Source organism: Acidovorax sp. CF316, from assembly GCF_000276605.1.
Taxonomy (GTDB): Bacteria; Pseudomonadota; Gammaproteobacteria; order Burkholderiales; family Burkholderiaceae_C; genus Acidovorax.
Genome location: NZ_AKJX01000013.1, coordinates 1 through 25,682 on the forward strand (window position 1 = coordinate 1; position 25,682 = coordinate 25,682).

30 protein-coding genes are annotated in these 25,682 nt (G+C 66.8%); 12 read left to right on the top strand and 18 right to left on the bottom strand.

All coding sequences use genetic code 11. The features are described 5' to 3' along the window. Positions 1 to 156: 156 nt before the first annotated feature. On the bottom strand, positions 157 to 1,509 hold the full coding sequence (locus PMI14_RS01475) for an MBL fold metallo-hydrolase RNA specificity domain-containing protein (protein WP_007848548.1): 1,353 nt from the start codon (positions 1,507 to 1,509) through the stop codon (positions 157 to 159). Between the two features lie 206 nt (positions 1,510 to 1,715). On the opposite strand from PMI14_RS01475, the gene PMI14_RS01480 reads away from it, so the two are divergent. Beyond that, a complete protein-coding gene (locus tag PMI14_RS01480; protein ID WP_007848550.1) occupies positions 1,716 to 1,919 on the top strand; it encodes a DUF2892 domain-containing protein in 204 nt (67 codons plus the stop codon). A 154-nt stretch (positions 1,920 to 2,073) separates the two neighbouring features. Here PMI14_RS01480 and PMI14_RS01485 read toward each other — a convergent pair whose 3' ends face one another. Further along, positions 2,074 to 3,345, bottom strand: coding sequence for an MgtC/SapB family protein (locus PMI14_RS01485; RefSeq protein ID WP_007848557.1), 1,272 nt, complete (start codon positions 3,343 to 3,345; stop codon positions 2,074 to 2,076). Positions 3,346 to 3,624: 279 nt separating this feature from the next. Between PMI14_RS01485 and PMI14_RS01490 the strand changes: the two genes are divergently transcribed. Continuing rightward, entirely contained in the window at positions 3,625 to 4,062 is a 438-nt protein-coding gene (locus PMI14_RS01490; protein WP_007848561.1) for a universal stress protein, read from the top strand. Positions 4,063 to 4,252: 190 nt separating this feature from the next. On the opposite strand, the gene PMI14_RS33945 is transcribed toward PMI14_RS01490, so the two are convergent. Beyond that, on the bottom strand, positions 4,253 to 5,074 hold the full coding sequence (locus tag PMI14_RS33945) for a universal stress protein (protein WP_007848563.1): 822 nt from the start codon (positions 5,072 to 5,074) through the stop codon (positions 4,253 to 4,255). Positions 5,075 to 5,255: 181 nt separating this feature from the next. Continuing rightward, entirely contained in the window at positions 5,256 to 6,134 is an 879-nt protein-coding gene (locus PMI14_RS01500) for an MBL fold metallo-hydrolase (RefSeq protein ID WP_007848565.1), read from the bottom strand. A 123-nt stretch (positions 6,135 to 6,257) separates the two neighbouring features. Between PMI14_RS01500 and PMI14_RS01505 the strand changes: the two genes are divergently transcribed. From PMI14_RS01505 to PMI14_RS01520, 4 genes are read left to right on the top strand one after another with little or no spacing between them, the layout of a single operon-like run. Then, positions 6,258 to 6,599, top strand: coding sequence for a helix-turn-helix transcriptional regulator (locus PMI14_RS01505; protein WP_007848567.1), 342 nt, complete (start codon positions 6,258 to 6,260; stop codon positions 6,597 to 6,599). Then, positions 6,589 to 7,020 carry a YeeE/YedE family protein gene (locus PMI14_RS01510; protein ID WP_007848570.1) on the top strand — a complete coding sequence of 144 codons (432 nt, stop codon included), beginning with the start codon at positions 6,589 to 6,591 and terminating at the stop codon, positions 7,018 to 7,020. The genes PMI14_RS01505 and PMI14_RS01510 overlap by 11 nt, the downstream gene beginning before the upstream one ends. A gap of 18 nt (positions 7,021 to 7,038) precedes the next feature. Further along, on the top strand, positions 7,039 to 7,485 hold the full coding sequence (locus PMI14_RS01515; RefSeq protein WP_007848576.1) for a YeeE/YedE family protein: 447 nt from the start codon (positions 7,039 to 7,041) through the stop codon (positions 7,483 to 7,485). 15 nt (positions 7,486 to 7,500) lie between these two features. After that, positions 7,501 to 8,151 carry a DUF599 domain-containing protein gene (locus PMI14_RS01520; protein ID WP_007848579.1) on the top strand — a complete coding sequence of 217 codons (651 nt, stop codon included), beginning with the start codon at positions 7,501 to 7,503 and terminating at the stop codon, positions 8,149 to 8,151. A gap of 130 nt (positions 8,152 to 8,281) precedes the next feature. On the opposite strand, the gene PMI14_RS01525 is transcribed toward PMI14_RS01520, so the two are convergent. The 4 genes from PMI14_RS01525 to PMI14_RS01545 all read right to left on the bottom strand — a co-directional run bounded on the left by PMI14_RS01525 (position 8,282) and on the right by PMI14_RS01545 (position 11,621). Continuing rightward, positions 8,282 to 8,845 carry a DUF1801 domain-containing protein gene (locus tag PMI14_RS01525; protein WP_369751420.1) on the bottom strand — a complete coding sequence of 188 codons (564 nt, stop codon included), beginning with the start codon at positions 8,843 to 8,845 and terminating at the stop codon, positions 8,282 to 8,284. 261 nt (positions 8,846 to 9,106) lie between these two features. Next, the gene (locus PMI14_RS01535) at positions 9,107 to 9,421 is read right to left on the bottom strand and encodes a putative quinol monooxygenase (RefSeq protein WP_035201988.1); all 315 of its coding nucleotides are present in this window, start codon (positions 9,419 to 9,421) and stop codon (positions 9,107 to 9,109) included. Further along, a complete protein-coding gene (locus PMI14_RS01540) occupies positions 9,421 to 10,440 on the bottom strand; it encodes a zinc-binding alcohol dehydrogenase family protein (RefSeq protein ID WP_007848585.1) in 1,020 nt (339 codons plus the stop codon). Before PMI14_RS01540 ends, PMI14_RS01535 begins: the two co-directional genes overlap by 1 nt. A 53-nt stretch (positions 10,441 to 10,493) precedes the next feature. Next, on the bottom strand, positions 10,494 to 11,621 hold the full coding sequence (locus PMI14_RS01545) for an alkene reductase (protein WP_007848587.1): 1,128 nt from the start codon (positions 11,619 to 11,621) through the stop codon (positions 10,494 to 10,496). 256 nt (positions 11,622 to 11,877) lie between these two features. Here PMI14_RS01545 and PMI14_RS01550 point away from each other — a divergent pair, with 256 nt between their 5' ends. Beyond that, the gene (locus tag PMI14_RS01550; RefSeq protein ID WP_007848589.1) at positions 11,878 to 12,795 is read left to right on the top strand and encodes a LysR family transcriptional regulator; all 918 of its coding nucleotides are present in this window, start codon (positions 11,878 to 11,880) and stop codon (positions 12,793 to 12,795) included. 54 nt (positions 12,796 to 12,849) lie between these two features. Here the strand turns inward: PMI14_RS01550 and PMI14_RS01555 are convergent, their stop codons facing one another. Further along, entirely contained in the window at positions 12,850 to 14,268 is a 1,419-nt protein-coding gene (locus PMI14_RS01555; RefSeq protein WP_007848591.1) for a PLP-dependent aminotransferase family protein, read from the bottom strand. Positions 14,269 to 14,436: 168 nt separating this feature from the next. On the opposite strand from PMI14_RS01555, the gene PMI14_RS35750 reads away from it, so the two are divergent. Next, positions 14,437 to 14,565, top strand: a complete 129-nt coding sequence (locus PMI14_RS35750) for a hypothetical protein (protein ID WP_007848592.1) — start codon at positions 14,437 to 14,439, stop codon at positions 14,563 to 14,565. Positions 14,566 to 14,608: 43 nt separating this feature from the next. Beyond that, the gene (locus tag PMI14_RS01560; protein WP_145697908.1) at positions 14,609 to 14,896 is read left to right on the top strand and encodes a hypothetical protein; all 288 of its coding nucleotides are present in this window, start codon (positions 14,609 to 14,611) and stop codon (positions 14,894 to 14,896) included. Between the two features lie 114 nt (positions 14,897 to 15,010). Here PMI14_RS01560 and PMI14_RS01565 read toward each other — a convergent pair whose 3' ends face one another. The 5 genes from PMI14_RS01565 to PMI14_RS33310 all read right to left on the bottom strand — a co-directional run bounded on the left by PMI14_RS01565 (position 15,011) and on the right by PMI14_RS33310 (position 20,928). Further along, entirely contained in the window at positions 15,011 to 17,290 is a 2,280-nt protein-coding gene (locus PMI14_RS01565; RefSeq protein ID WP_007848595.1) for a bifunctional diguanylate cyclase/phosphodiesterase, read from the bottom strand. Then, positions 17,287 to 19,524, bottom strand: a complete 2,238-nt coding sequence (locus PMI14_RS01570; protein ID WP_007848596.1) for an ATP-binding protein — start codon at positions 19,522 to 19,524, stop codon at positions 17,287 to 17,289. The genes PMI14_RS01565 and PMI14_RS01570 overlap by 4 nt, the downstream gene beginning before the upstream one ends. Before the next feature lie 149 nt (positions 19,525 to 19,673). After that, complete coding sequence (locus PMI14_RS01575; RefSeq protein ID WP_007848601.1) at positions 19,674 to 20,441, bottom strand: hypothetical protein; 768 nt, start codon at positions 20,439 to 20,441, stop codon at positions 19,674 to 19,676. A gap of 35 nt (positions 20,442 to 20,476) precedes the next feature. Continuing rightward, positions 20,477 to 20,707, bottom strand: coding sequence for a hypothetical protein (locus PMI14_RS33305; RefSeq protein WP_007848607.1), 231 nt, complete (start codon positions 20,705 to 20,707; stop codon positions 20,477 to 20,479). Positions 20,708 to 20,721: 14 nt separating this feature from the next. Then, positions 20,722 to 20,928 (bottom strand): hypothetical protein, encoded by a 207-nt coding sequence (locus PMI14_RS33310; protein ID WP_007848609.1) that lies wholly within the window; start codon positions 20,926 to 20,928, stop codon positions 20,722 to 20,724. A gap of 133 nt (positions 20,929 to 21,061) precedes the next feature. Between PMI14_RS33310 and PMI14_RS01585 the strand changes: the two genes are divergently transcribed. Both PMI14_RS01585 and PMI14_RS01590 read left to right on the top strand, forming a co-directional pair. Beyond that, positions 21,062 to 22,000, top strand: coding sequence for a hypothetical protein (locus PMI14_RS01585; RefSeq protein WP_035201980.1), 939 nt, complete (start codon positions 21,062 to 21,064; stop codon positions 21,998 to 22,000). Between the two features lie 3 nt (positions 22,001 to 22,003). Then, positions 22,004 to 22,420 carry a hypothetical protein gene (locus PMI14_RS01590; protein WP_007848612.1) on the top strand — a complete coding sequence of 139 codons (417 nt, stop codon included), beginning with the start codon at positions 22,004 to 22,006 and terminating at the stop codon, positions 22,418 to 22,420. Between the two features lie 14 nt (positions 22,421 to 22,434). Here the strand turns inward: PMI14_RS01590 and PMI14_RS01595 are convergent, their stop codons facing one another. The 3 genes from PMI14_RS01595 to PMI14_RS01605 form a co-directional block, all read right to left on the bottom strand. Beyond that, positions 22,435 to 22,806, bottom strand: a complete 372-nt coding sequence (locus PMI14_RS01595) for a hypothetical protein (RefSeq protein ID WP_007848613.1) — start codon at positions 22,804 to 22,806, stop codon at positions 22,435 to 22,437. Between the two features lie 126 nt (positions 22,807 to 22,932). Next, entirely contained in the window at positions 22,933 to 23,433 is a 501-nt protein-coding gene (locus PMI14_RS01600; protein ID WP_007848615.1) for a hypothetical protein, read from the bottom strand. A gap of 125 nt (positions 23,434 to 23,558) precedes the next feature. Beyond that, entirely contained in the window at positions 23,559 to 24,449 is an 891-nt protein-coding gene (locus PMI14_RS01605) for a LysR family transcriptional regulator (RefSeq protein ID WP_007848616.1), read from the bottom strand. A gap of 86 nt (positions 24,450 to 24,535) precedes the next feature. Here PMI14_RS01605 and PMI14_RS01610 point away from each other — a divergent pair, with 86 nt between their 5' ends. After that, positions 24,536 to 24,916 (top strand): tautomerase family protein, encoded by a 381-nt coding sequence (locus PMI14_RS01610; RefSeq protein WP_007848618.1) that lies wholly within the window; start codon positions 24,536 to 24,538, stop codon positions 24,914 to 24,916. A 132-nt stretch (positions 24,917 to 25,048) separates the two neighbouring features. On the opposite strand, the gene PMI14_RS01615 is transcribed toward PMI14_RS01610, so the two are convergent. Continuing rightward, positions 25,049 to 25,666, bottom strand: a complete 618-nt coding sequence (locus PMI14_RS01615; RefSeq protein WP_007848621.1) for a hypothetical protein — start codon at positions 25,664 to 25,666, stop codon at positions 25,049 to 25,051. Positions 25,667 to 25,682 lie beyond the last annotated feature (16 nt).

The window sequence follows — 25,682 nt, forward strand, 5'->3', positions numbered from 1 at the left end:
CAATGGAAGTTTCCGGACCTCCATGAGCTCTGGTCGGGCCTCCCCTTGCCCGCTCGCTGAAACGGACGAAGACCGTGGCCTGCCGCGCCGCCCATCCAGCACCCAGAGGATCTGAAATATTGGCATGCCCGTGGGGCTGCATCCGATCTTGACCAGTCAAAGCTCGAACGACTGCCGGTACTCGGGTACGGTGCAATTCCAGCCGTAGGTCTCCTCGATGGCCAAGCGCATCGCATCAGCAGCCACAGGCTCTCCGTGGGTCACAAAGACGCGGCGCGGTGAATGCTGCACACCAAGCCAGTCGAGCAGTTGGCGGCGGTCCGCGTGCGCAGAAAACTGTTGCAGGTTGGCAACCTCCGCCCGTACCTTCACGTACGCACCATGGATCTTGATGGCGTCTGCGCCGTCTACCAGGGCCTGGCCCCGGGTCCCCGCGGCCTGGAAACCCGCAAAAAGGATCGAGTTCTTTCGGTCTGGTGCATAGGCTTTCAGGTGGTGCAGCACCCTGCCGCCGGTGGCCATGCCGCTGGCGGAAACGATGATGGAGGGATAGCTCAGGCTGTTGAGCCGGCGTGACTCCTCTACCGTGTTGACGATGGTCGTCTGCACGCTCATCGCCTCGCACTCGATTGCCCCCAACCGATGTTCGTCCGAGTGGTTCTTGTACAGGCCGGTGACGTCCGCTGCCATCGGGCTGTTGAGGTAGACCGGAAGGTCCGGAATGCGCCGCGCTGCCTTGAGCAACTGGATGGCATGGATCAAGGTCTGCGCCCGACCCACGGCAAATGCGGGTGCGACAACGATGCCACCCCGGGCTGCCGTGCGGTTGATGACGCAGGCGAGCTCGACGAGCCCATCCTCATCGGGATGCTGGCGGTTGCCGTAGGTGGACTCGACCACCACGTAGTCTGCCTTTTCGACGGTTTGCGGCGGCCGCATGAGGAGGTCATCGCTTCGCCCCACATCGCCCGAAAACAGCAGACTCCCTCCTTCCCAGGCGATGCGCGCGCTGGCGGCCCCGAGGATGTGACCCGCACGCTGCAGCCGCCAGGACCAGCCGTTCCAGGGCGAGCATTCGTTACCGAAGGGGATCTCCTCAAACGCCTCGAGTGCAGCACGGGCGTCCTCCTGGGTATACAGCGGCAGCGAAGGCTTGTGCCTGGAGTGACCATGGCGATTGGCATACTCTGCGTCCTCTTCCTGCAGCCAACCCGAATCGGGCAGCAGCAATCGGCAAAGCTCGCGCGTGGCCGCTGTGCAATACACCTTTCCGCGAAATCCTGATTTCACCAACCGCGGCACATAGCCACTGTGGTCCAGGTGCGCATGGGTGAGCAAAACGGCATCGATGCTGGCAGCGTCCACCGGCAACGGATCCCAGTTGTGAAGCCTCAGTTGCTTGAGCCCCTGGAAAAGACCGCAGTCGACCAACAGCCGGCGCCCATGGTGGGTCAGCAGGTATTTCGAACCGGTGACGGTTCCGGTTCCGCCCAGAAAGTCGATGCGCATGCTCGTCTCCGCTCTGCGTGGTGGTCCGCGGCTTTGGACGACGCACGCCCAAGCCCTGCCGTGCCCACACCTTAGGCCCGTTGGCCCTCGACACCATTGACCTGGGTCAATGGAAGACGGGCCCTGGATTGCTCCCGTGATTGATCTGCCTCAATGGGAACGGGGCCAGGACGCGCACCATGGGCCATGTCCATCAAGGAGTTGCCATGCCATTTCTTCAAAGCAATGTCGGGGTTTGGGACCGGGCCACGAGGCTGGCTGCGGGTGTGCTGCTGATCAGCCTGGCGGCCATGGGAGCCATTGGCCCCTGGGGTTACATCGGTTTCGTGCTGCTTGTCACAGGCGTCATGGGAACCTGCCCGATCTACTCCCTGATCGACTTCAGCACCTTCAAGCGCCAAAAGCCATGATGGGCCACACCATGACTCCCCGTCTATGGATCATTGGCGCACTGGGCCTGGTGTGCGCGGCGGCCGCACTATGGCTGGTGGTACGGATGTTCGTGGCGTGGATCACCTTCGATTGACCAGGCGCCATCGAGGGACTGGCAGGTTGAACATTGAATCACCCCAACACGGTCCACCACGCCGTGAGCGATGCGAGGGCCAGGCTGCACGCCAGGGCCCCCGCGATGCGTGCGGCGAACCATTTGCCACCCGCTACGGCGGCCACCACGCAACGCGTCAACGTGTTGGCAGCGATGGCCACCAGCACGCCTGCGATCCAGTGATCGGCTGACACACGGCCGGCGGCATGCAGCGCGGCCAGCGCGGCGATGGAGGCGTGGGGATCGAGCAGCGCCGCCAGCGCCACGCCGATGCTGCCGGCCGTGTCGCCCAGATGGCGCTGGGCGTTTCCCACCAGCAAGGTCACCCCGGCAAGTACCAGCGCGACCAGAATGGCCTCGCGGGGGCGCAAGGCCGAGCCCTTGCGGTCCGGCAGCGCCTCGGGAGGGGTCACCGCGGCATGGCGGACAAGCGCTGCGCCGAAGGCAGCCGCCCCCACCGCCCCGGCAAACGCGCTGGGCAGCAGCGCCCACGCGGCACCGGGCGAGAGCGCCGCCGACAGCATCAACGCCTGCAGCCAGGTGGCGGACGCCGAGACCGCGCCGCTCCCTGCCAGGACCGACAACTGCTGTGGCTGGGTACGGGCCCGGCTGCCCAGCGACGCAATGCACGCCGTGCTGGAGACAAAGCCCGACACGAGGCCTGCCAGCAGCGGCCCGCCGCGCGGCCCCAGCCTGCGCAGCGCGACCTGGCCGCCAGCCTGCATCGCCAGGATCAGCAGCACCATTGCGGCCAGCGGGCGGGGATTGATGCCGCCCAGGATGTCCATCGGACGAGTTGGAACCAGCGGCAAGAGGATCAGCGCCAGGGCAACCAGGAGCAATCCGTCATGCAACTCCTGCTCGCTGAGCAGCTCGGTCGCGAACCGGTGCAGGTGGCTGCGCGCCGCCAGCAGCGCAGCCAGACCCGCCCCACAGGCGGCGCCCAGCGCCGGCGCGATGGCAGCTTGCACACCGATAAGATAGGTCGCGAACAGGGCCATCTCCGTGGTCACACCCGGGTCTTTGGTACGGCTTTTGAAGTAGGCAATCGCCACCAACACGGCGACAAGCAGCGCGCCCACCACCACCAGGCCCGGCACCGGCAGGCTTTGCGCCAACGCCCCGCAGACCGCCGCAACGGCAAAGCTGCGCACACCCGCCACGTCGCGGTCGTCGCCTTGCCCCTTGCGCCGTTCGCGCTCGGTGCCGATGAGCAGGCCGACACCCAGCGCCACGGCCAGACCAAGGGCCGGGAGCACCGCTGCCTGGCTGCTGGCACTGGAATCCATCGGACACCTTTCTTGATTGCCATGAAACGCGCAACAGCACACATCCTTCAAGGCCAGGGGCCGCGCGTGCAGGATATCAATCATCTTCGCGAGCCACGCGCCGGAGGGACTTGATACGGATCAAGAAACAGCGCATCGCCGCCGCGCGGCTCCCCTGCCCCAGCGACACCGAGCACCCCGATGGAAAAACAACCAGCTGTATCCGCCAAGGATGACCGAGGTCAATGGATGCGCGCAGTGGTCCATCCATGATGGGGCTCTCACCCCAAGGAAGACCCCATGTTCAAGCGCATACTCGTTCCCGTCGATGGAAGCCAGACCTCCAATAAGGCACTCGTCACCGCACTTGGATTGGCGCGGGAATGCGGTGCTGTAGTGCGACTCATGCACGCAATCGATGACCTCGCATTGATATCCGGCTATGACTACAGCATCGACCTGATTCCGATTGCGCGGGCCCACGCGCACAAGCTACTGGCGGATGCGATGGCCATCGCCGGTTCTGCCGGGATAGACGCAGACTCCATCTTGGCCGAGATTCCCGGGGTCCGGCTCGGCGAGACAGTAGCCATCCAGGCCCGTGAATGGAGGGCAGACCTGATTGTTTTGGGGACCCACGGCCGCAAGGGCCTGGGAAGGGTTCTGCTGGGAAGCGGTGCCGAGCAGATCATGCGGACGGCCCCGGTCCCTGTCCTCGTCGTTCGCGGCGACGAATAGAGCGTCCGCACCAGGCGATTCTCCTCATGCGGCAGACGCCCGCTGACAAGCAGGCCATTGCGCATGCGGCCCTTCAACCATCAATGAAAGAGCTGTGAGCCGGCAGGCTGACACGGTCCAAGCAAATTCGCTTCTTGGGGCACTCCATCGCTTGGAAGGCCGGCGACCCAACTGTGGTGCCGACAAGGTATCAGTGGGCCATCAATACGGGCAATGTCATCGCGTTCAATACGGATCTGGTCGCGCCCCCCATGATCCATTCGCGAGATCGACTATGTCCATAACACCCCATGACGAGAAGGTCTGCACCCACGTCAGCACACGAAGAGAGAATGCTTTCACCAACTTCGCCATCGCCACCTTGGATGTCACGGTAATTCGCTTTGATGCCATGGGCTTGAAGATAGCCGGCCAAGAACGGATTCCTGGTTGGCTCCGATGCGCTGCCGCTAACGACCAGCACGTGCTTGGCGTGCTGTAACCAAGGCAGGGAGGCGGCAAGTGCGCGAGAGGCTTGCGGCGTTTCCTTCCAGGCAACCACCACGGAATCTCCCACAGAGTCGACGCGTCCCACCCGAGGCAAGATCAATGCAGGCCGTCCCGACTCAACCAGGACACTTGGCAGAAAATCCGAGGGCAGCAGGCCAGCCGCAGGATCATCTTCTTCACGCTGCCCCATGACCAAAAGGTCGGCATAGAGTGCCCTCCTGGCAAAACCCCATGGTCCTTCGGGCAAAGGTTTCGCCCAGCGCATTCTGGCTGAATTTTGACCAAACTCATCGAATAGCCTGCGCGCTTTACGCAAGCAGTCATCGTCGGATTCATGTGCATGCTTGAGGACTGCAGTAGCGCCCCCGAGAGCGTATGGATACAGCATCACGGCGGAAAGCATGCATGGCTGTGCGATCACAGATGCATCGAACTTTTCGGCCAGATGTCTCGCCACTCCGATGCGCTCGCCGGCCTTTGCGGAGCTATCAACGTGCAGCAGAATTGACTTCATGTTTTGCATGGGTACCCTTCAGGAATTGACCAGGTACAGCCACGGTATACGGCCTCGCTCAATCACCCTTGATCTTCATCAACTCCGGGTCATGCCCCGCATTCCAAACAAGGCTGGCGGCCGCCCTTTTCCGAGGGCACGATACTGAAGGCCATCCCATCAAAGCCGGCTGCAGCATCGGCATCTCAATCTACAAGGCATTGAGCGGTATGCGCAGGTAAGCCACGCCGTTGTCGTCCTTGGGCGGCAGGTCGCCAGCGCGGATGTTGACCTGCACCGAGGGCAGGATCAGCACCGGCATCTCCAGCGTGGCGTCGCGGCGCATGCGCATGGCGGCGAATTCATCCTCGCCCACGCCGTCGTGCACGTGGATGTTGTGCGCGCGCTGCGCGGCCACCGTGGTCTGCCAGGCGGGCTCGCGGCCGGCGGGCGGGTAGTCGTGGCACATGAACAGGCGCGTCTCGGGCGGCAGGGCCAGCAGCCGGCGGATGGACTGGTACAGCATGTGCGCATTGCCGCCCGGGAAGTCGCAGCGCGCCGTGCCCACGTCGGGCATGAACAGGGTGTCGCCCACGAACACGGCATCGCCCACCTGGTAGGCCATGCAGGCCGGGGTGTGGCCCGGCACCGCCAGGGCCTGCGCCTGCAGGCTGCCGATGCGGAACGCCTTCCCATCGGCGAACAGGTGGTCGAACTGCGCACCGTCGGCATGAAAGCCCGGCTCCAGGTGGAAGATGCCCTTGAACACCTCCTGCACCTGGGTGATGGCGGCGCCAATGGCGATCTGCCCGCCCAGCACCTCGCGCAGGTGGTGCGCGGCCGTGAGGTGGTCGGCATGGGCATGGGTTTCCAGAATCCACTGCACCGTGAGGCGCTGCGCGCGCACGAAGTCGACCACCTTGCCGGCCGATGCGGTGCGGGTGCGGCCGGCCTTGGGGTCGTAGTCGAGCACCGGGTCGACGATGGCGCAATGCCCGCCCGGGTGGTCGAAGACCACGTAGGTCACGGTCCAGGTGGCGGGATCGAAGAAGGCCTGAACCTGGGGTTGCGCGGGGTCTTGCGGTTGCATGGGGGTATCCTTGCGCCATCAATTAAGATATTTATAGTTTATTGACGGATATTTTGTTTGTCAATAAACTATCGGCCAGGACATTGATCCAACGACCCGCAACCCGCAACCAATGGAGCCCCCATGCAGGCCCAAACCATCCCCCCCATGGACCTGGAAAGCCTGCGCCGCTCGGCCGACAGCGCTTGCCGGCTGATGAAGGCACTGTCCAACCCCGACCGGCTGCTGCTGCTATGCCAGCTCACCGAGGGAGAAAAGCGCGTGGGCGAGCTGGAGGCGTTGGTGGGCATCGCCCAGCCCACGCTGTCGCAGCAACTGGGTGTGCTGCGCGACGAAGGTCTGGTGACCACCCGCCGCGACGGCAAGCACATCCATTACCAGATCGCCAGCCCCCAGGCGCTGGCCGTCATGCAGACCCTGTTCGAACAATTCTGCGCACCCAAGGAGGCACCCCATGCAGATTGACTGGAACCATTTCACCCCCTGGGCGGCCCTCGCGGGCGGCCTGGTTCTGGGCCTGGCGGCTGCCGCCTTCGTGCTGCTGCATGGCCGCATCCTGGGCATCAGCGGCATCCTGGGCGGGCTGCTGCACCCACGCAGCAAGGATGCTGCGTGGCGCGTGGCCTTTGTGCTGGGCCTGCTGGCCGCGCCCCTGCTCTACCGGCTGGCAGTGGGCATGACGGAGGTGCGCATCGACGCCAGCTGGGGCATGGTGGTGCTGGCCGGGCTGCTGGTGGGCGTGGGCACGCGCTATGGCTCGGGCTGCACCAGCGGCCACGGCGTGTGCGGCATCTCGCGCCTGTCGCCGCGCTCACTGGTGGCCACGCTGGCCTTCATGGCGGCAGGCTTTGCCACCGTCTACCTCATCCGCCACGCACTGGCCTGATCACAGAAGGACCGAACCATGAAGCTCCAACGCATTTCCGAATTCGGCATCGGCCTGGTCTTTGGACTGGGCCTCATCATCTCGGGCATGACCGACCCGGGCAAGGTACTCGGCTTTCTCGACCTGGCCGGCCTGTGGGACCCCTCGCTCGCCTTCGTGATGGGTGGCGCCATCGTGGTCGGCGTATTCGCCTTCGCTTTGGCCCGCAAGCGCAGCACCAGTGTGCTGGGCGGCCCCATGCAACTGCCCACTGCGCGCCACATCGACCGGCGCCTGGTGCTGGGCAGCCTGGTGTTCGGTGTGGGCTGGGGCATCGCGGGCTTTTGCCCCGGGCCGGCCATCGTGTCGCTGGGCGCAGGCGAGCCCAAAGCCATGGTGTTCGTGCTGGCCATGCTGGCGGGCATGGGCGTCTTCGAATGGCTGGAGGGGCGCAAACGGGCGCGCAACGCACCCCAGGCGGCTTGAGCGGGCGTGAACGCTATGATCACCAGCCCCTGGCTTGCCGCCATCGCCACCCTGGGCACCATTGCAGCGTACGAGGCCTGGCTGGCCGTGGCGCAGCGGCGCACCCCCGGGCGGCTGGCACGCACGGCCCACGCCTCGTTGCGCGAAGACTGGTTTGCCGCCATCTCGGCGCAGCCAGGCTCCGAAATCCTGGCCGTGCAGACGCTGCGCAACTCGCTGATGTCGGCCACCATGACAGCGTCCTCTGCGGTGCTGGGCCTCATGGGCGCGCTGTCGCTCACCGCCCCCACGCTGCATTCCACGCTGGGCGTGGCTGTCACGGGCACGGCCGCCTGGCCGCATGTCACGCCCCGGCTGGCGATGGAGCTGGTGCTGCTGTGCCTGTTGTTCGCCTCGCTCGTCGCATCGGTGATGGCCGTGCGCTACTACAACCATGCGGGCTTCATCGGCGGCATGCCCGTGGGCGCGCCCCAGCGCCAGCGCTGGGCCGCCGCTGGCGCCGCCTACGTGCGCAAGGCCGGCCTGCTCTACAGCTGGGGCCTGCGGCAGCTGATGCTGCTGGTACCGGTAGTGGCCTTTGTGCTGCATCCGCTGGCAGGCGTGGCGGGGGCGCTGCTGGTGGTGGCGGCACTGCTGCGCTTCGACCGGTTTTCGGCCGGGGAATGAGGGGCGTACCACGAGGGCAAAAAGCTCGCTAACCCTAGGGCGGACTCCGGCGACAAGCCATGCCATGCGCGCCATGGCGCACCGACGCAGGGACCCTTCGCGCCACTGCAGCGCCCAGGCTGCACCGACATCAGTTCTTGCCCCACCCAGGCAGCGCCGCAGCCTGCCGGATCCACGCCACCATCTGCGCCTCGTCCAGCCCGCCTTCGTGCACGTTGATCCAGCGCGCATCCTCGCCCGAGCCGCCTTCGGGCGCGGGGTTCAGCGATGCGCCCTTGAAGAAGCTCACCTTGATGAACTTGGCGAACACGTGGTAGCCCAGGAACCAGCCCTGCCCCGCGATGCCGTAGAAGGGTGAGTTCCAGCGCACGGCCTTGGTGACCTGGGGCACGTTGGCCTCGACCAGTGCGTCGAGCCGGGCGCACAGGCCGCGGCGCCAGTCGTCGGGGATGGCGGCGATGTAGGCCTGCACGGGCGCGTCGCCGTCGGCCTTGGCGATCTGGGGGTTGTCGCCGGACAGCAGCACGGGCTTGGCCGCCGGGGCGGCGGCGGGCCGCTTTTTGGCAGGCACGGCGGCCTTCTTGGCCACGGCAGCCGGCGTCCTGGCCGGGGCAGCCACGCTGCGGGTGGCTGCGGGTGCCGGCTTGGCCAAGGCCGCCGTCTTGCTCTTCGTGGGGGATGGGGCCTTCTTCACGGGCGCCTTGGTGGGCGCTTTGGTCGTTGTGGAAGGCGAAGACTTCGCCGCTGCGGCTGCCTTTGCAGTTGCCTTGCGCGCAGGCGGCTTCGTCTCTGGCTTGCTGGTGGCCATGGTATTCACTCCCTGTGAATGGCAGGTCAGCCACCCCTATGGGTGATTGCCTGCCTATAAAAAGAGTGCGAAGGGTACCAGCCCTTTGTGAGGTTGCGCCAGGCCCCTCCCCGTACGGCGCAATCCAACCCAGGTCAACCGCAGCGCTCAGGCCACCTCGGCCAGAAAGATCAGCTGCAGCGGGCGCTCCAGCAGCTCATCGAAGCGTTTCGCAAACGCCTGGAAATACGGCGTGGCGATGTGTGCGTCCAGTGCCGCCCGGTCGGTGAACGATTCGCGCATGTAGAAAGTACCCGGTGCATCGGCCTGCTCGAACAGGGTGTAGTCGAGGCAGCCGGGCTCCTGGCGGGTCAGCGGCACCATGGCCTTCAGGGCTGCGCGCAGTGGGTCGTGCTGATTCGCCTTGGCGTGCAGAACAGCCAGGCTGACGAGGGGTGGGGTTGGCTGTGGTTGCGCCGCCATCACGCCCACCCTTCCAGCACCACCTTGCCACGCGCCTTGCCCGATTCGAGCAGCGCATGCGCCTTCTTCAGGTTGTCGGCATTGATGCTGCCAAAGCGCTCGGCCAGGGTGGTGCGCACCAGGCCGGCGTCGACCAGGGTGGCCACCTCGTTGAGCAGGTGGTGCTGGCCGACCATGTCGGCGGTGCCGAACAGCGAGCGGGTGAACATCAGCTCCCAGTGGATGGAGACGGACTTGCGCTTGAAGGGCATCACGTCCAGCGCCTTGGGGTCGTCGATGAGGCCGAACTTTCCTTGCGGGGCAATGGCCTCGACGATCTGCGCCAGGTGGGCGTCGGTCTGCGTCAGGCTGACGATGTAGTCCACCGTGGGGAAGCCGATGGCCTTGAGCTCCTGTGCCAGCGGCTGGCTGTGGTCGATGACGTGGTGGGCGCCCAGCTCCTTCACCCAGGCCTGGGTTTCGGGGCGCGATGCGGTGCCGATCACCGTGAGGCTGGTCAGGCGCGAGGCCAGTTGCGTGAGGATGGAGCCGACACCACCCGATGCGCCAATGATCAGCAGCGACTTGCCTTCGGGCTTCTTGCCGGGCTGCACCCCCAGGCGGTCGAACAGCATCTCCCACGCGGTGATGGCGGTGAGCGGCAGCGCGGCGGCCTGGGCGAAGTCCAGCGTCTTGGGCGCATGGCCCACGATGCGCTCGTCCACCAGATGCAGCTCGGCATTGGTGCCGGGGCGGGCGATGGAGCCGGCGTACCACACGCGGTCACCTGGCTTAAAGAGCGTCACATCCGGGCCTACCGCCTTCACGATGCCGCTGGCGTCCCAGCCGAGCACCTTCCAGGGCTGGCCTTCGGCCGGGGCGCCGCTGCTGCGCACCTTGGTGTCCACCGGGTTCACGGAGATGGCCTTGACCTCCACCAGCAGGTCATGGCCCGTGGCCACGGGTTCGGGCAGGGTGATGTCGAGCAGCGACTCGGCATTGGCGATGGGCTGGGGCTTCTGGTATCCAACGGCTTTCATGGAGAGGGTCCTTTCAAGGAAGAGTAAACAACAAAATCGACTTCAAGGGGGGTTCAGGCCATGGCCTCGGCGGCCGCCTCGTACGGTGCGTAGTCGCTGTAGCCTTGCGCAGCACCGCCGAACAGCGCCTTGGCATCGAAGGCAGCCAGCGGCAGGCCATCCGCGAGCCGGCGCGGCAGATCGGGGTTGGCGATGAAGGGGCGGCCAAAGGCCACCAGGTCGGCAAAGCCATCGCTGAGCACCTGGCTGGCGCGCGCGGCGTCGTACCCGCCGGCCACGATCACGCGGCCCTGGTAGGCCTGGCGCAGCGCGGTGCGGAAGGTGTCGGGGATCTGCGGCGCATCGGCCCAGTCGGCCTCCACCAGGTGCAGGTAGGCCAGGCCCGTGGCGTCGAGCTGGCGCGCCAGATGCAGGATGGTGGGAATGATCTCGGGGCAGTCCATGCCACGCTGGGTGATGAAGGGCGCCAGCCGCATGCCCGTGCGCTCAGCGCCGGCTTCGCTGGCCACGGCGGCGGCCACCTCCAGCGCAAAGCGCGTGCGCCCTTCCAGCGTGGCGCCGGTGTAGGCATCGGTGCGCTGGTTCGAGGTGGTGCGCAGGAACTGGTCCACCAGGTAGCCATTGGCGCCGTGGATCTCCACGCCATCGAAACCAGCGCGCATGGCGTTGGCCGCGGCGCGGCGGAAATCGCCGACCACGCCCTGGATGTCCTGCACGCTCAGCGCGCGCGGCACGGGGCTGTCGACCATGCGGCCCACGCCGTCATCGCCCGCCACCCACACCTGGGCCTGCGGCGCAATGGCCGAGGGCGCCACGGGCAGCCCGTCGGCATGGAAGCTGGCGTGCGACATGCGGCCCACATGCCACAGCTGCAGCACCATGCGCCCGCCTTCGGCATGCACGGCATCGGTCACGCGGCGCCAGCCGTCCACCTGCGCATCGCTGTAGATGCCGGGCGTGAAGCTGTAGCCCTGGCCCTGGCGCGAGATCTGCGTGGCCTCGCTCACGATCAGGCCGGCGCTGGCGCGCTGGGCATAGTACTGCGCCATCAGCGCGTTGGGCACGTCGCCCGGCTGGCTGCTGCGGGCGCGCGTCATGGGCGCCATCACGATGCGGCTGGGCAGGGCCAGCGGGCCCAGCTGCAGGGGGCGGAACAGGGGGGACGAAGAAGTGGTGGTCATGCGGGTGGCTCCAGGTGGGATCGGCGGTTTGCCGTTTGCATGCCGCTATGGTCTTCATTTCGTGTTGATTGAAAAACCACCCATGCATTGAAGCCACTTTCAATAAAATATTGAAGATCACGCATTCACCCGTACTCCAATTCCCAATCCCTATGAAACCGACGCGCCAAACCCCAGTGCCCCCGCGCAAGGGCCGCCCCGCCGCGCTGGGGGCGTCCCCCTGGGGGGAAGGCGCGAAGCGACTCAGGGGGGAGCCATGAAAGCTCTGCAAGACCTGGACATCTTTGTGCGCACGGCCGACAACGGCAGCCTGTCGGCCACGGCCCGCGCGCTGGACCTCACGCCCGCCGCCACCAGCGCGGCCCTGAAGCGCCTGGAGGCCGAGCTGGGCGTGCCGCTCTTCGTGCGCTCCACGCGCAGCCTGCGGCTCACGCAGCAGGGCGAGCTGTTCCTCGAGCAATGCCGCCCGGCGCTGGCCGCGCTGCAGCAGGCCGGCCAGCAACTGGCCGCGGGCGGGCAGGCGCTGCGCGGCGTGCTGCAGCTGTCGGCCCCGTCGGACCTGGGGCGCAATGTGCTGCTGCCCTGGCTGCACGAGTTCCAGGAGCAGCACCCGCAAGTGGACATCCGCCTGCAGCTGTCGGACCGCGTGGCCAATGTCTACAGCGACCCGGTGGATGCGGCCTTTCGCTATGGCAAGCCGCCCGACTCGGGCCTGGTCGCCCTGCCCCTGGCGCCCGGCGTGCGCCGCGTGCTGTGCGCATCGCCCGCATACCTCGCACGGCACGGTGCGCCGGCCACACCGCACGAGCTCACGGGGCACGACTGCCTGTGCTTCATGCTGGGTGACGAGGTGCATGACCGCTGGCGCTTCACTCCGGGCGACGGCGGCGCCGAGGTAACCGTGCGCGTGCGCAGCGTCAACGTATCGAACGACGGCGACGCCGTGCGCCGCTGGGCCCTGCTGGGCAAAGGCATCGCCTACAAGGCCGGGCTGGACGTCGCGGCCGATCTGGCCGCAGGCCGGCTGCAGGCCCTGTGCCCGGGCTGGTCGACCGAGCCCACGCCCCTGTTCCTGGTAGTGCCCAGCCGCCGCCAGCTCACGCCGCTGGTACGGGCGCTGCGGGATTTCGTGGCGGAGCGCACGGCGGCGCTGGATGTAGCCCCGGGCCGTTGAGCAGTTCATCAATTTCCATACAAACCATCATTTGTATGGATTGACGCGGTTTTCCTACACGATGCCCGTTGCCCTGGCCGGGCGATGCTCCTCCTGCAGGAGGGCCGAGAGCTTTTCGAGCGCCCCGCGCAGTTGCTCCTGGCCCATGGCCCCGCCGAGGGAGATGCGCAGGGCTCTGTGCACAGCCTCGTCCGCCCGGAAGGCATCGGCATCGGCAACGCCCACGCCACGCTGCTGCGCGGTCTGGATCAGCCGGTACGAATCGGCCAGTGGCGGCAGCTGCAGCCACAGGTGCAGGCCATGCGGGTGGCACTGCACACCCTGGGGCAGCAAGCGGCCCGCCAGGCGCTGCCGCTGCGCCAGCTCGTGGCGCACCCGCTTGAGCATGTCGTGCGCCATGCCGCTCTCGATGGCATGGGTCGCCACCGCTGTCATCCACGACACCGGCATGAGGCTGATGGAGCGCAGGGCATCCAGCACCGGGGTGATCGCCGCCCCCTGCGGCAGGGCGATGAAGGCCGTCCGCAGGCCGGGCGCCAGGCACTTGGACAGGGTGGAGATGTAGTAGACGGGAGCGCTGTGCCGTCCGCCCGAGTGTGCCGCCACCGGGGCCGGGGCATCGCCGGCGATGAGCCAGTACGGGTCGTCCTCGATGATGACCAGCCCATGCCGGCTTGCCACCGCATGCAATGCGGCGCGGCGCTCGGCCGACAGTGTGCGCGTGGTCGGGTTGTGGATGGTGGGGTTGAGGTACAGGACGCGCGCACCGCCACGGGCACAGCCGTCCTCCAGCGCATCAGGCGACATGCCCTCGGCATCGGCCGCCACCGCAACGATAGCCCGATCCACCGCCTGCGCCGCGGCCAGCAGACCCGGGTAGGTCAACCCTTCGGTGAGCACACCGTCGCCGGGGTGCGAGCAGGTGAGCAACAGCGCACACAAGGCCGATTGGCCCCCTGGGCAGATGACGATGCGCCCCGGGTCCACCGCCCCCAGCATGGGCTGCAGCCATGCTGCGGCCGCCTGCCGGTCCGCCGGCGCGCCGGCCCCCACGTGGTAGCCCATCAGGTCGCCGCTGCCCATGCGTTCCTGCGCCTGCGCGATCCCGGCACGCATCAGCTGGGCAAAGAAGGGGCCGTCCAGCAGCGGCGGGATGTTCATGCCCAGGTCGACCGTCGTCGTGTCCGGGCCCGATGCCTTGCGCCTGATGTAGGAGCCCCCCGCACCCTGCGCCTCCAGCAGGCCCAGCGCCCGCACCTCCGAGTAGGCGCGGGTCACGGTCGTGAGGTCCACGCCCAGTGCCGTGGCCAGCTCCCGCTGCGGCGGCAGGCGGTCGCCCGGGCGCAGCACCAGGTCGTCCACCGCGGTGACGATCTGCTGCACGATCTGCTGGTAGCGGGCGCCCCCTCCTTGCGCGGTCAAGGGGCGGATCCATGCCCGGTTGGGGTTCTTGAGCTTGCGGGCGCTCTCCATTTTGTATGGCTCCTTTGTATTGTTTTTCTCAAGACAAATCCGTCATAAATCCATACAATAACAACATGCATGGAAATTTCCAACTTTTATCGGGATCTTTCCTTGCAATTGTCCATACAAGCAAGGGCTGTTCGACCAACGACAGCCAGGAAACCAGGAAATACGCCAATGGATTGGGTCCCCATCGTCTTCATCACGTTCAAGGTGCTGGTGTTCGGCACCGGCATGTTCTTCGCCATCAAGTGGCACCACGACCAGGCGAAGAAGGACAAGCAGGACAGGGACAACGAGAAATGACGCCACCGGGGGACCGCAAGCACGCGCCGAACGGCCCGCGATGATGCCCGCCCCGCCGCTTGCGGACCTGGTGCCGCTGCTCGACGCTGCCAATGCCATCGGCAGCCTGCATTCGGGCGTGCGCTGGCCCGAGGCGGAGCAGATCACCGGCCTCGGCCGGGAGCGCCTGTTGCAGGCGCTGGATTTTCTCGAAAGCTACTACGACGTGCCCATCACCACCCGCCCGGGCGGGGAGACCATCGAATTCACACGCCAGGGCGAGGAAGTCCTCGGCTGGGTCCGAGGCAGCTACGCCACCATGGCCGCACTCAAGCACCGGTTTCGGCCATAGCAGCACAGCGCTGGCGTGCGTTCCACGCGCAGCCTGCGGCTCTCGGCCCCGTCGGACCTGGGCCGCAATGTGCGGCTGTCCTGGCTGCATGAGCCAGGCCAAATGGACAGGCGTTCAGCCGGCCGGGCCCGCCAGCGGGCTCCACAGGCTGGGCGTGTGCTCGCGGTCGCGCATCCAGCCGGGCACGTCCGCCGCCGGCATGGGCCGCGCGATGTGAAAGCCCTGCACCAGGTCGCAGCCCTGCGCGCCCAGCACGTTCATCTGCGCCTGCGTTTCCACCCCTTCGGCGACAACCTCCATGCCCAGGCCGTGGGCCAGCTGTATCACGGCCTGCACCACATGGCGCGCCTGCTCGCTGCTGGCCAGGTCGGTGACGAAGCTGCGGTCGATCTTGAGCTGCCGTGCAGGGATGTGGCGCAGCTGCGCCAGCGACGAGTAGCCGGTGCCGAAGTCGTCGATGGACAGCCGCACCCCCATGGCCGCAATGCGCTCGAGCATGGCGCGCTCCTGCGCGGAGTGCTCCATCATGGTCGATTCGGTGATCTCGCACGACAGCTGCGCGGGGCGCAGCCCGTGCGCCGCCAGGGCCTGGCCGATGCGCTCCACCAGGTCGGGCTGGCGCAGCTGGTGGGGTGACAGGTTGACGGAGATGCGGCAGCGCAGCCCCAGTGCCTGCCATTGCGCCAGTTGGGCGCAGGCCGTGTCGATGACCCAGTTGCCGATGGCGCCGATGAGGCCGTAGCGCTCGGCCAGCGGGATGAAGATCTCCGGGCTGACCTGGCCGAATTTTTCGTGCTCCCAGCGCAGCAGGGCCTCCAGGCCGTGCACCCGGCCCTCGGTGCAGTCCACCTTGGGCTGGTAGTGCAGCACCAGGTCGCCGCGCTCCAGCGACTCGCGCAGCGCCTGGCGCATCAGCACCTCTTCGGGGCCGTCGTCGGACATGGATTTCTCGTACAGCACACAGCAGCTGCCGCCGGCGCGCTTGGCCTCGTACATGGCCGCGTCGGCGCAGGCCAGCAGGCGGTCGCCCGAGGGCTCCTGCCGGGGGTGCAGCACCACGCCGATGGAGCACGACAGCGAGACCCGGTGGCGGCCCACGGCATATGGGCGGCGCAGCACCTCGATGATGCGGCTGCCCACGCGCATGGCCTCCTCGCCCGCCGTGGGCGATTCGATCAGCGCCACGAACTCGTCCCCACCCAGCCGGGCCAGCAGGTCGGCGCCCCGCACCACAGACTCCAGGCGCCGCGCCACCTCCTTGAGCACGGCATCGCCCGCGGCATGGCCGAAGCTGTCGTTGATGGGCTTGAAGCCGTCGAGGTCGATGAACATCACGCCCAGCTCGCAGGGCCCCCCCGCCCCCGCCTCCGCCTCCGCCCCTGCCTCCATGCCCGTGGCCCCGCCCTGTGCGGCAATGCGCTGCAGCGCCTGGCCCAGGCGCTGGTTGAACAGGGCGCGGTTCGGCAGGCCGCTCAGCGGGTCCTCGAAGGCCTGGCGCTGCAGCTGGTCGTTGGCCCGGCGCAGGTCGGCATTGGCCTGGCGCAGCGAGTCGGCCAGGTCGGAGATGCGGCGCTCGGCGTCCTTGCGCGCGGTGACGTCGCGCGACAGGGCAATGAAGGTGGGCCCCCCCTGCCCCTCCAGGCTGTCATCGGCCGCCTTGCGCGCCACCGACAGCTCAAACCAGCGCTCTCCGGCGGGCAGGTGCAGGCGGTAGGTACGTGGGCGGGCATGCCCCAGGGTGCGCGCCTCGGCGGCAGCGGCCATGGCCAGCTCGCGCAGCTTGGGCGAGAGGACCTCGCTGACCGTGCGGCCCAACAGCGCGCGGTAGTGCGTGGCCAGCTCCTCGTTGGCGGGCGCATTGCACTGGATGAAGCGGCCCTGGGCATCGAGTTCGAACAGCAGGTCGGGCAGCGCATCGAGGATGGCCGCATTGCGCGCCTGCGCCAGCTGCAGGTCGCGCTGGATGCCGAAGTTCCTGAGCAGGTGCCGCAGCCGGTGGCCCAGGATGGGCCAGTTCACGGGCTTGGAGATGAAGTCCGTGGCGCCGGCGGCATAGGCGTTCTCGACCGATGCCACGTCGTCGTTGCCCGTGACCAGCACGATGGGCACGAACGGACCGGCCTCGTGGCGCAGGATGCCGCACAGCTCGTAGCCGTTGAGGCCTGGCATCTCCACGTCGAGCAGCACCAGCGAGCACGGCGATTGGCGGAACGCGAGCAGCGCAGAAGCCCCATCCTCGGCCAGCACGGGCTCGAAGCCGAGCTTGCGCACGGCGGCCCGCAGCATGGCGCGCATGCCGGGATCGTCGTCGGCGATCAGCACGCGGACAAGCGCCACCAGCCCCGGTTTGGGCGGCAGCCCTTCTTCCGGCAGGGCCGGCGCCTCCTTGCTCATGGGTGCGCCTCCAGCACGGCATGCAGGGCGGCCACGGTGCGGCGGCGGGCATCGTGCATGCGCGCCAGCCCCTGGCGCACCCCATGGGCGTCATCGGCGAGCGCATGGCGCTCGACGCTGCGCATGCCTTCGGCCATCTCCAGCGCGCCGGCATGGGCGGCCGAGGACTTGAGGCCATGGGCAATGCGCGCGGCATGGGGCAGTTGGCCATCGGCCAGCGCCTGCTCCATGGCGGCCAGCCCCTGCGCCGCGGCGTCGAGGAAACCCGTCACCACCTCGCGCAGCAGCCCCGTGCCGCCCTGCTCGTCCAGGTACAGCAGGGTCTCGACCGCGCGCGCGTCGATGGCTGCGCGGTCGTCGGCAGGCACCACGGGCGCCTCGGGCAGCGCCTGCGGCACCACCTGCAGCCAGGGCGCCAGCGCCGCGGCCAGGGTGCCAATGCCGTAGGGCTTGGCGATGAAGCCGTCCATCCCGCTGGCGCGGCAGCGGGCGGCATCGTCGGCGCCGGCATTGGCCGTGAGCGCGATGATGGGCAGGCTGGCGCCGCGCCCATCGGGCAGGCCGCGTATCGCGCGGCTGGCGGCATAGCCGTCCACCACCGGCATCTGGCAGTCCATGAGCACGGCGTCGAAATCGTGTGCGCGCACGTGCTCGATGGCCTGCGCGCCGTCGTGCGCCTCGCGCCAGGCCAGGCCCAGCTTGCGCAGCATGCCCGCCGCCACGGCGCGGTTGACCGGGTGGTCCTCCACCAGCAGCACGGTGCCTTGCAGGCGCGGCACGGCGTCTGCAGCCGCCCCTGCAGCGCCTTCCCCACCGTTGTCGGTACGCGCGGGCAATGCGCCGGCAACTGGCAGCTCCAGCTGCACCGTGAAGCGCGAGCCGGCGCCCGGCTGGCTTTGCACCGCAACGTCGCCCCCCATGGCCCGGGCCAGGTCGCGGCAGATCGCCAGCCCCAGGCCGGTGCCGCCAAAGCGGCGCGTGGTCGATCCGTCTGCCTGGGCAAAGCGCTCGAAGATGCGCTCCTGCGCCTCGGCCGGTATGCCGATGCCCGTGTCCTGCACCACAATGTCCACCTGGGCGCGCCCGGCCGCCTGCGCGGGCGCCACCCACACCTGCACATTCACGCTGCCCTGTTCCGTGAACTTGATCGCGTTGCCGATGAGGTTGGCCACGATCTGTCGCAGGCGCAGCGCGTCGCCCACCAATTGGCACTCGGGCATCTGCCACTTCACCTGCGCCTGCAGGTTGAGGCCCTTGGCCAGCGCGGGCTGCACGAACATGGCCTGCGCCGCACCGATCTCGCGCCGCAGGTCGACACCGGCCTGCTCCAGCTGCAGCTGCCCGGCCTCGATCTTCGAGACGTCCAGCACATCGTCGATCAGCGCCAGCAGGTGCCGGCCCGAGGCCTGCACCGCACCGGCCCACTCGCGCTGCTCGCGGCTCAGCCCGCTGCCGAGCAGCAACTCGTTCATGCCCAGCACGCCATTGAGCGGCGTGCGGATCTCGTGGCTGATGGTGGCCAGGAACTCGCTTTTGACCAGCGCCAGCTGCTCGGCCGCCAGGCGCGCTCGCTCCAGCGCCCACTGGGCCGCATAGTCCTTGCGCACGATGAACTCGCGCCACCAGCCCACCCCCACCGCCAGCAGGAACAGCGTGACCACGTGGTAGGACCAGTAGGCCGCCTCGGTCGGCGACTGGCCGGGGTGCCACCACAGCGTGGCGCAAAAGGCCGCCAGGATGGCCAGGCCCGCCATCAGCGCCCAGCGGAACTGCAGGCCCAGCACGATGAAGCAGTAGAACTCCAGGAAGGTGAAGTTCAAGATGCCGACCCAGGAGTTCAGCCCCTCGCCGCCGGCCGCATCGATGCGCAGCAATATCCAGAACAGGCACAGCGACAGCGCGACGATGAAACCGGCCAGCACGGGCTGCCAGTGCCGACGCGCCTGCGGCAGGAAGGTGTAGGCCAGGCCCCCCAGCAAAATGGGCACGGCCACCTGCAGCCGCAGCGCATTGACCGCCACCGTGGGGTAGGCGATCCAGTCGACCAGGAAATCGCCCAGCACCAGCAACAGGCCCAGCAGCAGCGCGCCCTGGGCATAGCGGTGGTAGAACGAGAGGTAGTGCTCGCCAAACGCGTGCTCGACCTGCGCCGGCTCGAAGCGCAGCAGCACCCGCAACCGCAGGGTGGGCGCGGCGTCCTCAGGGGTGCGGGGGGGCCCGCTGGCGGTGCCCATGGCGGGAATTGGATCGGTGGAGACGGGCGGTTTGGAGATATCGTATAACGAATTGTTACTTTTGCGCAGCAGAGATTGGTGATGGCCCCTCAGGGCAGTCGGCGGCGCACGCTGGCGTGTGGTTGGCTACCACCAGATCAGGCCATGGGCTATACAGGCCCCGCCTGCGGCAGGGTGAAGCTGAGCGAAATCCGCTCCCGCCCCGGAACCGCCGTCCTCACCGCACCAGGGATGTCGAAGTAAGGGCGGCCCTTCAACAGCCGGTCCGGCTGCATGAAACCCGCAAACACCTCGATGGTGATGCCACCGCGCTCGTCCACCGCCACGTCCTGCGGGCGGATGCCATCGAAGTCAGGCCAGGCGCAGCCCAGCAACTGCTCGGTGGCAGCCTTGCGCGCGGCCGCCTTGCCGCGCACCACCAGCCGAGCCAGGTCGAGCGCCCCATCCCACTCCAGCCACAGCGCTAATGTGCCGCTGCCTTGCTTCACCGTGGCCAGCTTCACTGCATGGCAAAAACCATCGGCTGCCAAAGCCCGTAAGGCCGGCAGGTAGGTATGGCGCTCCACCCCGCAGGCATCCAGCACGGTCTGCAGCCCCGCCACCAAGGCGGCATGGGTCGCCATCGCCCGCTCGGGGGCAGGCAGCATGGCAATGGCGTTCCAGTCGGCAGCGATCTCCACATCAGTGCAGCCATCGAACACCTCGCCGCTCCAGGCGGCCGGATGCTCAACCCCGTAGATATTGACCTTGGCGATGTCCCTGCCCGTGCGCAGCCCCAGCTTGCGCAGAGTCTTGTGCAACTGGTACTCAATGGGCCCGAGCAGCCACAGCTCAGGCAGAAACCCTGGCGCCCCGCTGGTGCGCGCGAGCCGCGCCAGGTCGCGAAGGGCCCGGCCTGGCGGTGCCGAGGGTTTCATGGCATCGCCCTTACCCTCGCCTTCGCCATGGCGGCTCAGTTGGGGCGCTTCATGATCACCTGGCGCAGCTCCTCGTACTCGCTGCGCGTCACGGCCTGGGCGTCGTAGGCCTTCACCAGGTCATCGAGCTCGCGGCCCTTGGAGAACTTGACGCCCTCCTGCACGGTCACGCGCGAGGTGCTGCTGCTCACGCAGCCGGCCAGCGATGCCAAGCATGCGCAGACGATGGTGATGGTGGCAATCCGATGGTGGTTGTGCTTGTTCATGGCGCTGTTCTCAGTCACTTCACGCTGTCGATCAGCCGGCGGCGCTGGCTGTCGTACTCTCGGCTGCTCAATGCGCCGTTGTTGAAGGCGCTCTTCAGGTCGATCAGTTGCTGGCCGATGGTGGCCTCGACCGGCGCGCGCACGACGTCGGTCGAACTGCATGCCGACAGGGCCAGCACAGCCGCCACTGCCAGGAACGCCATGCTTGTTGGAAATTTCATGCACCCTCCTCCTTGGTTTGATGATGTCAGACGCTGAATCCTAGCCCACTTCCGGCAGGCAAGCGGCATGGAAGAAACAGCGCTGGCCCCCCATCACCCCATGCCCATTTCTATGGTCTATGCTCACACCGCCATGCTCCTCACACCCACCCACCTGCAGGACCTGCTGCTCGACCCCGCGAGCCACCCGCGTGGCCAGCCGCACCTGAGCGCGGCCAGCGGCCTGGTGCGGGCAGGCACATGGCTGTACCTGGTGGCCGACGACGAACACCACCTGGGCCTGCTGCCTGCCGGCACAGCCGCGCTGCCGCAAGCTCCCCTGGTGCAGTTGCACCGCATCCTGCCAGGCGACCTGCCAGCCGAGCCAAAGGCCCGCAAAAAGCGCAAGCCCGACCTGGAAGCGCTGGCCTTGCTGCCCGCATCGCCCACCCACCCGAGCGGGGCGCTGCTGGCCCTGGGGTCCGGGTCCAAGCCCAATCGGCAACGGGGCCTTGTCATCGCGCTCGATGCCACCGGACGCCCCGATGGCGCTGCACAGGTGGCGGACCTGTCCGCCCTCTACGCGCCCCTGCGCGCGGAGTTTGCCGACCTGAACCTCGAAGGCGCCTTTGTCGCCAACGGCGTACTGCACCTGCTGCAGCGCGGCAACAAGGGCGATGCGCGCAATGCCTGCATCACCTACCCGCTGGCCCCGCTGCAGGCCTGGCTGGCCGGCACCTGTGCGCAGCCACCAGCGCCGCTGCACTCCACCCTGTTCGACCTGGGCACGGTGGATGGCGTGCCGCTGGGCTTCACCGACGGCGCGGCGCCGCCCGGCGGCGATGGTGACGGCGGATGGGTCTTCAGCGCCGTGGCCGAGAACACGGACGACAGCTATGCCGATGGCGAATGCGTGGCATCGGCCATCGGCTGGGTCGGTGCGGACGGGGTGCTGCAGCGCATGGTTGCGCTGGAAGGCGCGCCCAAGGTCGAAGGGATTGCGCTGGACGGGGACAAGCGGCTGCTGATGGTCACGGATGCGGACGATCCGGAGCGTGCGTCGCGGCTATTGGCGGTCTCTCTACTGGATTGATGGATGAACAAGCACATGCCTTTTGAAGAGCAGTTCCACACCTGGCTGCGCCATGCCATGTCAGACGGGGCCATGCCACCCGAGGTGAAGGCCTACGCCTTCAACCTTTTGGAGCCCGCCGCCGCGCACGGTGTGAAATTCGCGGTCGAGCTGGTGGGCACCGCCGGGTTCGACGAGGACGACCCGGACTGGGCCTGCGACGAGGCCTGGTCGCCCCGCCAACGGCAACTGGACATTCCCGAGGCCTTCTCCGGCCCCGGCTGGGAGGCCTGCCTGGCCCGCATGGACGCACTGTTGCGCACCTGCCTCGCGTCGCCCAAGCTGGGGCCATTGCTGCAGCGGGGCGATGCCGTGGCGCTGGGGTTTGTGGATGGAGAGCTCAGTGTGCTCTGGCAGCGCCCGCGAACCGAGTCGGATTGATTGAAGAACCAGCCTCACCCCACGCCAGCACCCGCCCGAGAGTCCGGCAGGGAAACAACCAGCCCGCCACTCTTCATCGGCGGAGGCACTGCGAGGCCACGGACCTTGGTCCAGTACTCACCATGCACGTCGGCATCCACAGCGGGCGCGATGTGGGTCGCATACAGCGCATCGCGCCCATCCTTTCGCGGGCCGGAGATCCAGTACGGGTCACCCGTTGCCTCGTCGAAATAGTTCGACTTGAAGCCACTGCCCTTTTGGCTCTGGAAGGACTGCCCGGCGTAGTACAGGGTGGCGCCTGTTTTGGAGAAACGCACCCTGCCAATGCGCGCAGGGCCGGTGAGGCAGCCGGCCTTGGATTCGATGTACATGATGCGGGGTTTCATGACCTGTTGCTTGTAGCTGTTTGCGGCAGTAAACAATAAACCCGACTTTATGCGTAGCTGCACCTCAGTATTAGTGGGAAAGCGGCCCTCTTCAATTGCGGGCCCTATCGATTGGTAGTTTGATGCTCAGTGGTCGGGACACATGATATCGATTGCACCCCTCCGATAATTTTCCAGTTCCTGCAGGATCGATCCCATTTCCGAAATCTCCGCCTCAAGTTTTTCTGGCAGTATGTCTTCACCGTTTTGTACCCGAACACCATCGCTTGGCTTCAATCTAGTGGGGGTGCGAGCCAGTGCTTCTTTACCATCAACCGTAATCAGAAGGTTGTAAAACGAATGCACAAGATCGTTGCGTCGCGCGGCGAGCTTCTGAATTCTAGCCATCAGCTTATGAAACTCTGCGTGCGGCGTTTGATCAGACAAGCCGAAAATCTGGGCATGGCGTGTGTAGATGACATCAAGTGCGCGCGCCTTCGCATTGAATTCCAACTCCGCGACCAGAGTCGCCACGTACTCTGAGTCTGCGTCCACAATTTGAACGGTCAATTCGACCATGGCGGCCTCTACCGTTTGAAACTTCAGCACGAAGCGCCCAAGCTGGGCATGAAGAGCGCCGTAATTCATGATGTGTCCTAACTCTGACTTAGTTGAAAATTCACTGGGTCATCCAGATGTGCGTCAGCCCATTGCGGAGGTTAAGGCCGATGCGAAGGAACTCAACCGAGCGCTGTATGTCTGGCCGCACGGCACTACCCCCCAAACGCCGCCCCCAACACCCCCACAGCCTCCCTCCCCCGCCCACCCTGCACCCGCGAGTGCAGCACCACCGGCAGCCGCGGCAACGCCGGCAGCCCCAGCCGCGCGCCCACATCCACAGCCCCCAGCGGCAGCATGCGCGGCGCCAGTGCCGCCACACCCAGCCCGGCGATCACGGCCGCAGACACAGCCGCCACCCCGCCCCCCACGAATGCCTCGCGCCAGGGCACGCCAGCCTGATCGAGCAGTTGGCTGGCCACCACGCGCACGCCACACGGCTCTGCCAAGGTGACGATGGGCAAAGGCTCGCCTGCGCGGTGCTGCCAAGTGGGGGCCGCAAACCAGCCAAGGGGCTCTTCGGACAGCACCTGGCCGTCGCTGCGGCCCGCGCTGAAGCGCAGGATGGCCACATCGAGTTCGCGCCGGTCATAGGCCTGCAGCAGGTCGCCTGAGGAGCCGATGCGGATCTCGATCACCAGGCCCGGGTCGTGTGCGTTCATGCGCGCGATGAGGGCGGGCAGGTCGGGCCCGGCCACGTGGTCGCTGATGCCGATGGCGATGCGCTCGCGCTCGCGCTCGGCCTGTTCGGCAAAGGTGGCCAGGGTGCGCTGGTGCACGGCCAGCAGTTCACGTGCGGGGTCGAGAAACGCGGCGCCATGCGCCGACAGCTCCACATGGCGCGGGGTGCGTTCAATGAGGCGGCAGCCCAGGCGGTCTTCCAGGCGCTTGAGTTTGAGACTCACCGCGGCCTGGGTGGTCTGCATGGCGTCGGCCGCGCGGGTAAAGCTGCCCAGCTCGACAATGCGCACAAAGGCTTCGATGGCGTCGAGGTCGAGGGGGCGGTGCTGTTGTTGCGGTTGCGGTTGCTGCGTGTCCTTTGCCATATGCAATCATTATCACTGGTATAAATTGCAATAACAAACGGTGATGATTAGCATGGCGCCATCACTACTTTACAGAGATGACAACCATGCCCCTGCTCCACATCGCCATGCGCGCCGGCAAACCCGAGGCCTATCGCCAAGCCCTTTGCGACAGCCTGTACCAGGCCATGCGCGAGACCTTCAATGTGCCCGAGGATGACAAGTTCATGGTCATCACCGAGCACGACGCCGCCAACTTCAGCTACAACCCCACCTACATGGGGGTAGCGCGCAGCGATGACCTGGTGTTCATCCAGATCACGGCCAACAACACCCGCACGCTGGAGCAGAAGAAGGCGCTGTACCAGCGCATCACGCAGTTGCTGGGCGAGAGCCCGGGCCTACGGCCGGACGATGTGTTCATCAGCCTGGTGGAGGTGGCCAAGGAGAACTGGTCGTTTGGCCATGGCCTGGCGCAGTACGCATAAGGTGACTGCGGGCTTGAAGAGCGTGGGCTCGATGCATCGCCAATTTCAGCGGTCGGTCGCCATGATGCACAACTGGCGCTATCTGACAGTGCCCACGACCGCAGCCCCCACCGGAAGTTGGCCAGCAGTGCGTCAGTAGGTTGCCACCAGCTTGGCCGCCAATGCCTTGGCGCCCGCTCGCCAAGAGGCTTCTCTGGCAGCAGCGTTGGTTCTGATCACATCTGCAGCCACTGGCTCAACCGGGCCGCCCAGAACCGACAGATAGTCTCTTGCAGTCCAGAGCACGCGCCCCCCGCTGTCCTTCAGTTCCAAACGCATGCGCAATGTGGGCACCAGGTTGGAGCTGAATCCGTTGGGGATGCTGAAGCCATAACCTTCCACCAAAATGTGCAACGTCGCGCTCCCTGCGTCCCGGGTATCCCTCAGCGGGAATTTTCCGGACTGGCGCAACTGGGCGAGCGTCTCTTCGTAAGCGATCTGGTCGATGGTGGCCCCAGAGGAGACCTCCTTCTGGAACGCGTCGCGCGTGGCTTCTCTGCTGGACTGCGTTGCCAAGGCGCCCACAACGCCAAACACCATGTGCGTTGCGCCGCCGGGCCCCATGTACGTCATCTTTTCCGGTACCGCCACATCTCTGCTTACCACCACGGACTTCAGGGCCGTCCGGTCGGCACCTGAGATCTGCGTAGTGGTTGCGCACCCAGATAGAAATACCGCCATTGCAGCCAGTGCCAGAATCCTTGCGAACATCGATCATTCCTTGAAA